Source organism: Bilifractor sp. LCP21S3_F8, from assembly GCF_052117805.1.
In the GTDB taxonomy this organism is placed as follows: Bacteria; Bacillota; Clostridia; order Lachnospirales; family Lachnospiraceae; genus Bilifractor.
Genome location: NZ_JBQKIK010000005.1, coordinates 1 through 14,001, shown reverse-complemented (window position 1 = coordinate 14,001; position 14,001 = coordinate 1). Strand labels below are relative to the sequence as shown.

The window sequence follows — 14,001 nt, the reverse complement described above, 5'->3', positions numbered from 1 at the left end:
AGCCGGCTGCGTTCCGGTAAGGCCGGACATTTGGAGATGAGCATGTCGGAAAAAATAGAAGGATATGTGGAGCATATCATCTATCGAAATGAGGATAATGGTTATACCGTTCTGAATCTGTCCGCGCTGGACGAGGATGTGACCTGTGTCGGCAGCTTCTCCTCGGTCAACGAGGGAGAGTATATCGAGGCGGAGGGAGAGTATAGTGTTCATCCAAGCTACGGAAAGCAATTCCGGGCAGAGAATGTCCATGTTACAATTCCGAGAGACAGTGTAGCCTTGGAGAGGTATCTGGGAAGCGGAGCCATCAAGGGCGTAGGAGCAGCGCTGGCCTCACGCATTTTGAAGCGGTTTGGTGATGACACCCTGCGGATGCTGGAGGAGGAGCCGGAGCGGCTGGCCGAGGTAAAGGGGATCAGTGACCGGAAAGCCCGGGAGATCGGAGAGCAGGTTGAGGCAAAATCACAGATGCAGAACGCTATGATTTTTCTCTCCCAGTACGGGATCTCCCTTTCTCTCGCCATCCGGATTTATAACCGTTACCAGGACAGGCTGTATACGGTGATGCGTGAGAACCCTTATCAGATGGCAGATGATATTGACGGGGTTGGATTTCGGATCGCCGATGAGATTGCTTCCAGGGCTGGAATCCGGCCGGATTCAGAATACCGGATCCGGAGCGGAATCCTGTACGCGCTCAATCAGGCTGGCGCACAGGGCCATATTTACCTTCCGAAGGAGATCCTGGTGCAGAGAGCCGGAGAACTTCTGGGAACAGATCCCGGTGACATCGACCGGTATCTGATGGACCTTGCTCTCGACAAAAAAATAAAAGCGCTGGTCTTTGAGGATGAGAATGGTGATTCTCACGCGAGGATTTACGCGGAGAGATCGTATCTGACCGAGTTGAACTGCGCAAGAATGCTTCAGGATCTGAATCTTCATATCCGTGAGGACGAAGAGGCGGTAAATGAGAGGATCCGAAGGATCGAGAAGTCCGACCGGATTGTTCTTGACGATCTTCAGCGCAAGGCAGTTGCGGCAGCGGCCACGAACGGTATTTTTGTATTGACGGGAGGGCCTGGAACCGGAAAAACAACAACGATCAATACGATGATCCGGTATTTTGAATCGGAGCATCTGAGTATCGCGCTGGCAGCACCGACCGGACGCGCGGCGAAGCGGATGACGGAGGCGACCGGTTATGAGGCGTCTACGATACACCGGCTGCTTGAGATTTCAGGCGCGGCTGATGAAGAATCGATGAATGTACGCTTTGAACGGAATGCTGAAAATCCGCTGGAGCAGGACGTGATTATCATTGATGAGATGTCGATGGTTGATATTTTTCTGATGCATTCACTTCTTTCAGCGATTGTCCCGGGAACACGGCTGATTCTGGTGGGTGACCAGAACCAGCTTCCGAGCGTCGGACCGGGCAGTGTGCTCAGGGACATCATACGGTCCGGATGCTTTCCGGTTGTTATGCTTACCAGGATTTTCCGGCAGGCGCAGGAAAGCGATATCGTGGTCAATGCACACCGGATCCATGCCGGGCTTCCCGTTCGCACGGATAATCGGAGCAGGGATTTCTTTTTCCTTGAACGGGAGGATGTGCGGGTGGTACAGAGAGTTGTGCTCGCTCTGGTGCAGGAAAAGCTCCCTAAGTATGTAAAGGCGGATTCTTCGGAGATACAAGTCCTGACACCGACACGAAAGGGAGCGCTTGGCGTCGAGAGTCTCAACCGGATTCTGCAGACTTATCTGAACCCGCCGTCTCCTGCCAAGCAGGAGAGAGAAACCTCCCGGGGAATTTTCCGGGAGGGAGACAAGGTCATGCAGATCCGGAACGATTATCAGCTGGAATGGCAGCTGAGGGGAAAATACGGAATCGTCGCGCAGCGGGGCCTCGGGGTGTTCAACGGTGATATGGGCATCATCCGGAGAATTGATGCGCCGAACGAGCTGCTTACGGTTGAATATGAAGAGGGAAAGACTGTGGATTATACCTTCCGTCAGCTGGATGAACTGGAGCTGGCATATGCTACGACGGTTCACAAAGCACAGGGAAGCGAATACCCTGCCGTAGTCATTCCTCTTCTCGGAGTTCCGCATATGCTGCAGACACGGAACCTCCTCTATACTGCTGTGACAAGGGCCAGAAAATGTGTGGTTCTGACAGGAAGCCGACAGGTGTTCCAGGCGATGATTGAAAATGCAACCGAGGAAAACCGCTACACGTCATTGGCGGAACGGATCATCGAGCTGAAACGGCAGGAGATCTGAGGTGGATTTCCGGTGGCAGGGACGGGCGGCAGGATGGTCAAGCCTGCGGCATCGGACGCTATGAATGCGTTTCACCATAAGGCATCGGAACCCAGATGTACTACGTGGAAAGCAAGGATTGCGCAGCATATGAGAATTGTTTCACCGGAAGTTTCACCGGAAGGCAGCGGAGCACAGATGTTATACGCGGCGGAAATCGGCGCGGACAGGAGGGAGAGTCTTGCGAAAAAGTCCGGACAGGATATTGGAAGATGGATTCCTGCAGAGTAAGCAGGTCATACGGCGGGACGGAATGCTGCGCGCGCGGAAAATTGCCGGATTGCTTTATCCGCGCCGCTGTCCGTTTTGCGATCGTCTGCTGTCTGCCGGAGAACCATATCTGTGCCGGAAATGCGCGGGCATTCTGAACTTTATCACAGGACCGGTCTGCATGAAGTGCGGAAGACCGCTGGAGTCTGATACCGCGGAATACTGTGATAATTGCCGGAGAAGAGAGCATCGCTTTATTCAGGGCTTTGCACCCTTTACGTATCGGGGGATGGTGCAGGATTCGATCACCCGTTTTAAGTACGGAAACCGGGCAGAATATGCCGGGTTTTATGCGACCGCGATCTGGAAACACGGCGGCATACATCTGAAAGAGTGGAAGCCGGAGCTGATTCTTCCTGTTCCGATCCATCTGGACAGGTACCGGAAACGGGGATACAATCAAGCGGAAGAGGTTGGCCGGCATCTTTCGGAGAAACTGGGAATTCCCTGTGCGACGAATGAAATATACCGGAGAAAAAACACCCGGCCGCAGAAAGGGCTTACTCCTTCGATGAGAAGAAAAAACCTTTCAGGTGCGTTTGCGGCGAGGGATGGTGTAAGCCTGCCGGAGAGGGTGCTTCTGGTTGACGACATCTATACCACAGGGGCAACGCTGGATGCGCTTGCGGAGACGGCAGCGGAAGCCGGGGCATGCAGGATATGGTTTGCCTGCGTATCCATAGCGCCGGGTCAAAGTGTATGACTGATTCAGACGGGCTGTAGGGGAAAGCAGGCGCCAGAACACACACTTTCAATGGCTCCGGAAGTATGATAAAATAAACTGATGTTTTTTTATACCGTTATGCCCCGAAAGCGGGGCGCCCAATTTTGTAGTAAAAGGACAGGAAAATGATTGACAAGAAAAGACTGTACCTGATGATCGGTCTGGCGAGATTTGAGAAGAAACACGCGGACGGGTCTTTCCGGATAAGCCGGTATTATCAGAGAGATTATACGGCTTTTGCGCTGATCCGAAATCTGCTGCTGAGCACCATTGCGTATATTCTGCTGCTCGGCGTACTGATGCTGGCCAATATGGATACCTTCTTTTCCCGGCTGAATGCCGCGGATATCCGGCCTGTTGTTGCGGTGCTGATTGTGAGCTACGTTATTTTCGTAGGTATCTATTCTGTCATTGCGTATATACTGGCGCGGATCCGTTATGTTCGGATGCAGAGCGACATGGAAGAATATGAGCGCGCACTCGCAAGGCTGGGACGCATGTACCGGCGGGGATATCACGAGGAAAGCGGCGAAGGGGAAAAGCAGGAGGAAGAGGAAGAATGAACGAGTTGCTTGAATTAAGAGAGAGACTGATCCGTTTTTATACGGATTATGACGTATATATACGTCCGCTTTTCCGGTTTGCGCTGGCGGTGATCACGTTTATTACTCTGAATGACAAGATCGGTTATATGAGTCAGTTAAACAATCTGCTCGTGATCATCATTTTGTCTGTCATCTGCGCGATCCTTCCGATTAACGGGATCGTCTTTATCGGTACCGTGCTGATTGTCGCGAACAGCTTTGGGCTGAATGTCGGAGTCGGCGCATTCGCGGTTGTTCTGTATCTGCTGATGCTGCTTCTGTACTTCCGCTTTGTTCCGAAGGATGCGCTGGCGATTATTCTTACGCCGGTGGCGGGAGCTCTGCACATGCCGATGACGGTTCCTGTTGTGCTGGGGCTTATGAGGGGTCCGGTGTCGGCAATCACGCTGATCTTCAGTGTGCTCTCCTGGTCCTTTGTAAACGGTCTTCCGGATACCGTCGAAGCGGTCGCGAATACAAAAGGTGCCAGTATGATTGACATTGTTCAGGCAATACCCGGCGCGATGATGAATTCGAAGACGATTCTCATGCTTGTGACATTCGTAGTGGTATTTTTGATTGTTACCTGTATCCGGGAGCTGGTCAGCAGCCATGCGTGGGAGATCAGCATCATTGTCAGCGCGATTATATATATCGGTCTGATGATTGCCGGTGCCAGCATTCTGAATGTGAAGATAAATCTTGTGATGACTGTGATCGAAACCGCGCTCTCAGTTGCCGTCGCATTTATCTTTGAGTTTTTCTGCTATAATGCGGACTATTCTCACACGGAGTTCCTTCAGTTTGAGGACGACAACAACTATTATTATGTAAAGGTGACTCCAAAGCGCAGACCGAGATATAATCTCGAAGAGGAAGAGGACGAAACGGAAGAGGTGGAGGCAGACGCGGATGAGAAGCGTTTTGTCACCCGGGAGAACAATATCTATGAGAAGAAATTTGAGGGAATCAATCTTCAGTCCAGACTGGAGGAATCCCTGAAGTCTCTGAATACAAACCAAAACGGCCGGGAAAATGGCCTTGACGGTTCTTCATCTGCTGCTGCCCGGCACACAGACAATGATGAGAAGATGAGAACCATAAACCTTACCATAGACAGTGAGGGCCGTCAGACACGTACAGATGCTCATAAGGACAGCAATTCGGGCATTGGGGGAGAGACGATCCGACTGGATCCGGTTTTTCCTGAGAGCGGGGATGAAGCAAAAACCGGAGATGAAGCAAATGCCCGGGATGAGGATATGGGCCAGACCAGGATCATCAGAAAGTAAACGGATGTGCCATATTGGTGTACAAGTCCAAACGCTGGTTTCTGCCACGGACTGTACAGGCTGAGGATTGCTTCTTGCGTTATACGGCTTAAGTCAGAGTAGAAGGAGAAACATATGAATGCTTTTCTGAGCAGGTTTCAGTATTACATCCTTTCATGGCTGAAGCCGCCAAAGACAATTCAGGTCATTGATATTATCCAGATTCTGCTTCTGGCTTTTCTGATCTACCGGCTGATCATCTGGATGAGGAACACCCGTGCGTACACTCTGCTGAAGGGAATTCTGTTTATCGGAGCGTTTGTCATTGTCGCGAACATTCTGCATATGGAAGTGATCGTCTGGCTTCTCGGCAATCTGAGCGTTGTCGCTTTTACGGCAATCGTCATCATCTTTCAGCCGGAGCTTCGAAAAGTGCTTGAGCAGATGGGACACAGCAACGTACTGCGCTCCTTTTTTTCCATCAGCAAAACCGGTGAGGACAATAAGCGATTCAGTAACCACACGATAAACGAGCTGGTCAGGGCCTGCTTTGAAATGGGTGATGTGAAGACAGGCGCCCTGATCGTTATCGAGAAGGAGACGCTGCTGGATGAGTATATCAGCACCGGTATTCGTCTGGACGCTATTGTATCCGGTCAGCTGTTGATTAATATTTTCGAACATAACACCCCGCTTCATGACGGCGCGGTTATTATTCAGAATGACCGGATTGCGGCAGCTACCTGCTATCTGCCGCTCTCTGACAATATGGAGCTGAGCAAAAAACTCGGTACCAGACACCGCGCCGGTGTCGGTATCAGCGAGATCACAGATTCTCTGACGATCATTGTGTCGGAGGAGACCGGGAGCGTATCCTACGCCATGAATGGACGGCTTCACACGGCGATTTCTCCGAGCCAGCTGCGAGAGGTTCTGCAGGATGTCCAGGTGCTGTACAATGATAAAATCCGCATACTGAAAGGGGGACGCAGAAACCGTGATACGAAGAATCCTAGCTAGTCTGCGTTCCAATATCGGATACAAGCTGCTGGCATTACTGATAGCGATTGTCATCTGGTACTCGGTAGTGGACATCAATGATCCTGTGGAGACAGAGTCTTACAGTGTTCACATTACGGTGGCGAATGAATCGTACATCTCAAACGGAAAACAGATCTACATGATCGAGGATCAGTACAAGACAGTTACCGTATACGTGAAGGGAAACCGGTCGGAGCTGAAGAAAATCTCCGCGGACAATATCACTGTTACAGCCGATCTGACGCAGATTGTTGATCTAGACCGCGATCCTGTCATGGTTCCATTATCGGTCACGGTTCCCGGTATATCGGCTTCAAATGTGACACTGTCCAGAACAGCAATACCGATTACGATTGAAGATGTCGCGAGCAAGGAATTCGCTGTGAGTGTGGACACAGGAAGTTCGGTTCCGGGATCCAGCTACGAGGTGGGAATCGCGACTCCGAATCCGGAGAAAATAGTGATTAACGGACCGGAATCCATCATCAATGAGATTGACAGCGTGGTCGCCAAGATCGATGTCACAGGCATGACGCAGGACGGAAACCGAAAGGCAGAGCTCGAAATTATGGACAAGAACGGCGAAGTGCTGTCGCAGGAGACAGTTCAGGATGATTTGACGTTCGATGGCGGTGTGCCGGATGTTTCGGTATATGTAGATTTGTGGAAGAAGCAATCCGGTGTCGGGATGAAGGTTGAGTACTCCGGAGAACCGGCCGAGGGATATAACGTAACGGCTGTGAGCACGACACCGGAGACAATTACCGTGGTTGGAACAGACGACGCACTGAGCCAGCTTGCGGCAAACGGGAATATTATCACGATTCCGGAGGGTTATGTGTCTGTCTCAGACGCCTCCTCGGATGTTACAGCGGAAGTTGAACTCAGTGACGTGCTTCCGGACGGTCTGCGGCTGGCATCGAGCACGGCAGGGACGGTCACGGTAACCGTTACGATCCTTTCGGATGAAACCAAGGAATTCAAGCTGGATGTGGATGATATAGCTACAAACAACCTGGATCCGGATCTGACGATCTCCTATGACCAGACCAGCATACAGGTGCGGCTGAACGGAGCGGGATCCGTGATCGATGATCTGAAGACGGCAGACATCAAGGCTTCCATCGACCTCAAGGGCAAGGACACGGGCGATTATACCGTAAATGTATCGTTTGCGCTTCCAACGGGAGTATCGCTGGATGATGCGGTTTCGATACCGGTACACCTGAAGGAAAAGGCGACAGCAAGCTCCTCGTCCGGGAGTGATAAAGGCGGAACCAATTCGTAGCTTATACCGTGTCATAACTGAACAGCTCTTCGAAAACGCAGACAGGCCGCCTGCCGCGAAGCGTGTGTAAGAGACTGTATGCGATTTCGAAGGCAACAGGTATGAGCATGAAGTGACGCGCAAGCGGCACGGAAGTGCGAATATGCGTGAGCAGTGAGTGCATGAGAAAAGCAACCCGAAAATGCCCGGCAGACATGTGCAGCAGGAAACGGAAATGGTCAGCAGAACAATGGTGATAAAAGGAAAAAACGGGCTGCATCTTAGACCCGCCGGCAGGATCAGCGAGACGGCGCTCCGTTTTCAATCCGAGATTCTTCTAGAATACAACGGGGGTCTTTCCACAGCAAATGCCAGAAGTGTACTCAGTCTGCTTGCGGCAGGTCTGCAGGATGGAGACGAGGTTGTGCTTTGCTGCAAAGGCTGCGATGAGAAAGAAGCCCTGGATGAGGTCGCGAAGGTATTTTCGGAGGAAACGGAGGCTGTTCCTCTCCGGGAGAGGTAAAGGTGCCTGCCGATGGCACGGTATGCTGCCGGGCGTTGGCATGAGAAACGGATATAAGAGGATAATGGAAGGTGACAAGAATGCCCCGGAAAGCCATATGGAAACGGCTGCCGGGGCATTCTCTGCACATGCGGCGGGTTTTATCTGTGCCGATATGGCATAAAGTGGAGGGCAGACCATGTAAATAAGCTATGCTGATGCGACACGCAGATGATTGCCTCACACATATTTCCTACATCAGTAGGGCTGTCCGGTATGTGTTCGCTGCGCAGAGGATTACCGCAGTTTAGATTGCTGTTTTCACATATTTTACACAAATAACGGGTAAAATACGTATATCAATGGGCTTTCACGCTATACTGGCGTTGAGAACGGAGGAGCTTGCTTATGAGTGATATACACAAAGACAGAAATTCCGTTTCGTCATCGGAAGAGAATACTGGAACACCGGAATCGTCACCGAGCGAAGACATCGGAGCGCCGGATGTGTCATCGGGAGAAGACAGTGGAGCATCAGGTGCGTCATCGGGAGAAGACAGTGGAGCATCAGGTGCGTCATCGGGAGAAGACAGTGGAACACCAGATTCGTCTCAAAAGGAAAAGAGCGGAAATCGGGATGCAGAAGCGAAGACGACCTACAGCTGGGTGAATCCGAAACTCCGGCAGGGTGGATCGGAGCAGACAGGAAATAATCCCTGGTCCGGCGGAAGTGATGGGAATTACTGGAGATACAGTGACCATACCGGAAACGGAGAAGGACAGGGAGAACAGCATAGAGGGGAAGAAGATGCCGATGCTCATCAGGAGGAGGGCAGGAGAGATCCCTGGTCCGGCCGGGGCAGAAATGACTATTCTGATTATTCGGCTGGCAGCAGTCGAAGGGACCGGAAAGGACGGAAAAATCTTGACCAGGATCACCGGGTGAAACGACCGCGACGCAGTGGCAGACATTGGGCAACCGTGGCAGCCATGGCAGTGGTGTTCGGCCTGATCGCGGGGCTGGTTGCCTACGGCGTTAATTATGTCGGAAACCGGATCCACCCTGTCTATTCATCGGCATCGGCAGGAGAAAACACAGATACCCCGAACCATTCCGGCAAGGATGCTTCGGATGAGACGGAAAAGGTCACGGCTTCTTCCGGGACAGCGCTTACGCCGGATATTGCGTCTACAGGCAAGGATCAGGAGATGACGGTCGCAGAGGTCGCATCGGCCGCTATGCCGTCGCTGGTGACGATTTCTACCATGTCCGTAGAAGAAATGCAGAGCTTTTTCGGAGGCACACAGAAATATCAGGTTCAGGGAGCCGGAACTGGCGTTATTATCGGAGAAAATGATTCAGAGCTTCTGATCGCTACAAATAATCATGTGATAGAAGGCGCGACGCAGGTATCCGTGGGATTTGTGGATGAGTCGGTTATTTCCGCACAGATCAAGGGATTTGACGAGGATCATGATCTTGCAGTGGTTGCGGTAAAACTCTCGGATATCTCGGATGATACAATGGGTCAGATCCGTGTGGCAACCGTCGGGGATTCTGATAAACTTGTTCTGGGTCAGCAGGTGGTGGCTATCGGAAATGCGCTCGGATACGGCCAGTCGGTGACAAGCGGATATGTCAGTGCGCTTAACCGGTCGCTTCAGCTGTCTGATGGCACAAATACATTTAATTCAGACGGTCTGATTCAGACAGATGCCGCCATCAACTCCGGAAATTCAGGAGGGGCGCTCCTGAATATGAAGGGAGAGCTGGTCGGCATCAATGAAGCAAAGCGAAGTGGTAATGGCTCACAGGCTTCTGTCGATAATGTGGGCTTTGCAATTCCCATGGCAAAGGCGGAACCGATTCTGGAGGATCTCATGAATGAGAATACCAGAACACGGCTGGATGACGATGAGAGGGGGTATCTGGGAATCACATGCGCAGATGTCACGAGCGAGTACTCACAGATCTATAACATGCCGGAGGGCGTCTGTGTTACCTCTGTGGTATCCGGAGGACCTGCGGATCAGGCGGGAATCCGGAAGGGCGATGTGATTACCAAATTTGACGGCAAGAGTGTTGCTTCATATTCCAAATTGGAAAACCGTCTGAAGTATTATTCTTCGGGTGAAGAAGTTCCGGTTGTGATACAGCGCGCGAGCGGGAGCTCCTACAAGGAACAGACGGTGAAGGTGACGCTGGGAACAAGTGATGCGATCAGCAGCATTCAGAATCCGGATTCGCAGGACCAGGGACAGGATAACAATTCTTCGGGTATGCCGGGAACAGAGCCGGGCGGAAACGGCAACAGCGGAGATATCTTTGGACAAATTTTCGGATACTGAGAGGATAATTATGATTGACGATAAGGATATTATTGACGGAGATTTTCGGGAAGTGCCGGATTCCGGGGAGAAGAATGCGGACGAAGGGGATGCGGCTGATAAGGACCAGAACGAAAAAACTCCGGACGAGGTAAATGGGGACGGAAAAAATTCATCCGTTTCTGCCGGAACATGGAAGACGCGGGAAGAGGATACGGACGATGAAGAAAAGCGTCACAGCGGGCATTACTGCATGATGTGTCATCGTCCGGAAAGCAGCACGGGGAAGCAGATCGAACTGCCCGGCGGGATGTACATCTGTACGGACTGCATGCAGAAGGGATTCGAGGCAATACAGAATCCCGGAATGAATGAGATGCTGAGCAAACTTCCGCCTAACGTCGGCATGATCGATTTGTCCGGACTTGGTTTCGGCATGCCTGCCCGCGACCATAAAAAGAAGGAAAAACAGAAGACTCCAAGAAAGAAGCTCACAATGCAGGATGTGCCGAGACCGCATATCATCAAGGCAAAACTGGACGAATATGTCATCGGTCAGGAGCATGCGAAGAAGGTGATGTCTGTTGCAGTGTATAACCACTACAAGAGAATTCTTCAGACTCCGGAGCAGATGAAAGACGGGACAGAGATCGAGAAATCAAACATGCTGATGATCGGTCCGACCGGGTCCGGAAAGACGTATCTGGTTCAGACGCTGGCAAAACTGCTGGATGTGCCCCTGGCCATTACGGATGCCACGAGTCTGACAGAGGCCGGATATATCGGAGATGATATCGAAAGCGTTGTGTCGAAGCTTCTCGCGGCGGCAGACAATGATGTGGACCGCGCTGAGCACGGCATCATTTTCATCGATGAGATCGACAAAATTGCCAAAAAGAAAAATACCAGTCAGAGAGATGTGAGCGGCGAGGCAGTTCAGCAGGGCCTTCTGAAGCTTCTTGAGGGAAGTGAGGTAGAGGTTCCGGTAGGGGCCACAAGCAAGAACGCCATGGTTCCTCTTGAGACGGTGAACACGAAGAACATTCTCTTTATCTGCGGCGGCGCCTTTCCGGACCTCGAGGATGTGATACGGGAGCGTCTGAACCGCACATCGTCCATGGGATTCCAGGCAGAACTGAAGGACCGGTACCAAGAGGACCCCGATATTCTGCAGAAGGTAACGAATGAAGATCTCCGGGCCTTCGGAATGATTCCGGAGTTCCTCGGAAGGCTTCCGATTATTTTTTCTCTCGAGAGCCTCACCGAGGATATGCTCGTTAAGATTCTTCGCGAGCCCAGAAACGCGATATTGAAGCAATATGAGAAGCTTCTTGCGCTTGACGGGGTGAAGCTTGTCTTTGACGACGGTGCGCTGCATTCCATTGCAAAAAAGGCCCTTGATAAAGATACAGGTGCCCGTGCGCTTCGGGCAATTATAGAGGATTTTATGCTGGATATCATGTATGAGATTCCAAAGGATGACAATATCAGTGAGGTTGTAGTGACAAAGGAATATGTAGAGCATACCGGCGGACCGAAGATCATCCTGAGGGGACAGGATCTGTCCGGAAGCCCGATTCCTTCCTGAATGAATATGAAGGAAAAGAGGTTTTCTCGAAGGCGGAAGTTCAATGAACAAAGCTGTTCAGCTTCAGGACTACTGTGCGGCTTGTATTTTAGCAATCGGCAGGCATTCATTGTGAAAAAATGTATTTTTCAGGATACAATTGACAAATTTTTGTCGAAATCCACAGTTTTAACGAATGTTGGTGACATTAAGGCAGGAATCATGTAAAATGATTTCCGTAGAAGATTACGCAGTTATATTTGATCACACAGATATCGGAGAAGCTGTTTATCGTTCCGCTCTGCTGAAGACGCGGAAGATGCGGGAAACACGGGAATGACTTCCAGATACCGGGTGATTCATGAGTATTTCTGTAAAAGGAGGAAGCAATTCAATGGCTAACGTAGATTTAACAAAGTACGGCATTACCGGAACAACAGAAATCGTATACAATCCATCCTATGAGAAGCTGTTTGAGGAGGAGACAAAGCCGGAACTCACCGGATATGACAGAGGTCAGGTTACAGAGCTCGGCGCGGTTAATGTTATGACCGGTATCTACACCGGACGTTCTCCTAAAGATAAATTCATCGTTATGGATGAGAACTCGAAGGACACCGTATGGTGGACATCCGACGAGTACAAGAATGACAATCATCCGGCTTCTCTTGAGGCATGGAAGGCGGTTAAGGAAATCGCGAAGAAGGAGCTCTCCAACAAGAAGCTCTATGTCGTTGATGGTTTCTGCGGCGCAAATAAGGACACCAGAATGGCTGTCCGTTTCATCATGGAAGTTGCATGGCAGGCACATTTCGTAAGAAATATGTTCATCAAGCCGAATGCCGAGGAAGAGGCAAACTTTGAGCCGGATTTCGTTGTCTACAACGCATCCAAGGCAAAAGTTGAGAATTACAAAGAGCTTGGCCTGAACTCCGAGACAGCCGTTGTCTTCAACGTAACCTCCAAGGAGCAGGTTATTATCAATACCTGGTACGGCGGAGAGATGAAGAAGGGTATGTTCTCTATGATGAACTACTTCATGCCGCTGAGGGGCATCGCATCCATGCACTGCTCCGCAAACACAGATCTGAACGGCAAGAACACAGCTGTATTCTTCGGCCTGTCCGGAACCGGCAAGACCACACTTTCCACTGATCCGAAGCGTCTGCTGATCGGTGATGATGAGCACGGCTGGGACGACAACGGAGTATTCAACTATGAGGGCGGATGCTACGCAAAGGTTATCAACCTGGACAAGGATTCTGAGCCGGATATCTATAACGCAATCAGAAGAGATGCTCTTCTTGAGAACGTAACGGTAGACAAGAACGGAAAGATTGATTTCACGGACAAGAGCGTCACAGAGAACACCCGTGTGTCCTATCCGATCGATCACATTGAGAAGATTGTAAAGCCGATCTCTCACGGCCCGGCAGCACAGAATGTCATCTTCCTTTCTGCCGATGCATTCGGAGTTCTTCCGCCGGTATCTATTCTGACACCGGAACAGACAAAATATTATTTCCTGTCCGGATTCACTGCAAAGCTTGCAGGAACCGAGCGTGGAATCACTGAGCCGACACCGACCTTCTCTGCGTGCTTCGGACAGGCATTCCTTGAGCTGCATCCGACCAAATATGCAGAGGAACTGGTCAAGAGAATGGAGCAGAGCGGAGCAAAGGCTTATCTCGTGAATACCGGATGGAACGGAACCGGAAAACGTATCTCTATCAAGGATACCCGTGGTATCATCGATGCCATCCTGAACGGGGATGTTCTGAAGGCACCGACAAAGAAGATCCCGTACTTCGATTTTGAGGTACCGACAGAGCTTCCGGGTGTTGACAGCAGCATTCTTGATCCTCGCGATACCTATGCTTCTGCATCTGATTGGGATGAGAAGGCAAAGGATCTTGCAGCAAGATTCATCAAGAACTTTGCAAAATATGAGGGCAATGAAGCGGGTAAGGCTCTGGTTTCCGCAGGTCCGCAGCTCTGATAGACAATCGGAATTTTACTGTATAGCCTAATAAGTTGTGGGGCCAAGCCCCATTAAAAAAGCGCAAAAAACCCCTATCCAATCTAAACGTGCTTTTATGGGGTAAAATATCAAATGCTATGC

Annotated in this window: 11 protein-coding genes; all 11 read left to right on the top strand. The window is 50.8% G+C overall.

The features are described 5' to 3' along the window. Positions 1–42: 42 nt before the first annotated feature. Complete coding sequence (gene recD2, locus ACTQ3A_RS03715) at positions 43–2,286, top strand: SF1B family DNA helicase RecD2 (RefSeq protein ID WP_441494080.1); 2,244 nt, start codon at positions 43–45, stop codon at positions 2,284–2,286. A 12-nt stretch (positions 2,287–2,298) separates the two neighbouring features. After that, a complete protein-coding gene (locus tag ACTQ3A_RS03710; protein WP_441494079.1) occupies positions 2,299–2,556 on the top strand; it encodes a hypothetical protein in 258 nt (85 codons plus the stop codon). Next, entirely contained in the window at positions 2,507–3,298 is a 792-nt protein-coding gene (locus tag ACTQ3A_RS03705) for a ComF family protein (protein WP_441494078.1), read from the top strand. The genes ACTQ3A_RS03710 and ACTQ3A_RS03705 overlap by 50 nt, the downstream gene beginning before the upstream one ends. A gap of 146 nt (positions 3,299–3,444) precedes the next feature. Next, positions 3,445–3,882: a hypothetical protein gene (locus ACTQ3A_RS03700; RefSeq protein ID WP_441099804.1), complete on the top strand. Its 438-nt coding sequence runs from the start codon at positions 3,445–3,447 to the stop codon at positions 3,880–3,882. Continuing rightward, positions 3,879–5,195, top strand: coding sequence for a hypothetical protein (locus ACTQ3A_RS03695; protein ID WP_441494077.1), 1,317 nt, complete (start codon positions 3,879–3,881; stop codon positions 5,193–5,195). The genes ACTQ3A_RS03700 and ACTQ3A_RS03695 overlap by 4 nt, the downstream gene beginning before the upstream one ends. A gap of 114 nt (positions 5,196–5,309) precedes the next feature. Beyond that, complete coding sequence (gene cdaA / locus ACTQ3A_RS03690) at positions 5,310–6,194, top strand: diadenylate cyclase CdaA (RefSeq protein ID WP_441099801.1); 885 nt, start codon at positions 5,310–5,312, stop codon at positions 6,192–6,194. After that, positions 6,172–7,503, top strand: a complete 1,332-nt coding sequence (locus ACTQ3A_RS03685) for a CdaR family protein (protein WP_441099800.1) — start codon at positions 6,172–6,174, stop codon at positions 7,501–7,503. The genes cdaA and ACTQ3A_RS03685 overlap by 23 nt, the downstream gene beginning before the upstream one ends. Before the next feature lie 214 nt (positions 7,504–7,717). Further along, positions 7,718–8,005, top strand: coding sequence for an HPr family phosphocarrier protein (locus ACTQ3A_RS03680; protein WP_441099799.1), 288 nt, complete (start codon positions 7,718–7,720; stop codon positions 8,003–8,005). 387 nt (positions 8,006–8,392) lie between these two features. Further along, positions 8,393–10,333, top strand: a complete 1,941-nt coding sequence (locus ACTQ3A_RS03675; RefSeq protein WP_441494076.1) for a trypsin-like peptidase domain-containing protein — start codon at positions 8,393–8,395, stop codon at positions 10,331–10,333. Between the two features lie 10 nt (positions 10,334–10,343). Further along, complete coding sequence (clpX, locus tag ACTQ3A_RS03670) at positions 10,344–11,900, top strand: ATP-dependent Clp protease ATP-binding subunit ClpX (protein ID WP_441099796.1); 1,557 nt, start codon at positions 10,344–10,346, stop codon at positions 11,898–11,900. A 373-nt stretch (positions 11,901–12,273) separates the two neighbouring features. After that, on the top strand, positions 12,274–13,878 hold the full coding sequence (gene pckA, locus ACTQ3A_RS03665; protein ID WP_441494075.1) for a phosphoenolpyruvate carboxykinase (ATP): 1,605 nt from the start codon (positions 12,274–12,276) through the stop codon (positions 13,876–13,878). The last annotated feature ends 123 nt before the right edge of the window (positions 13,879–14,001 follow it).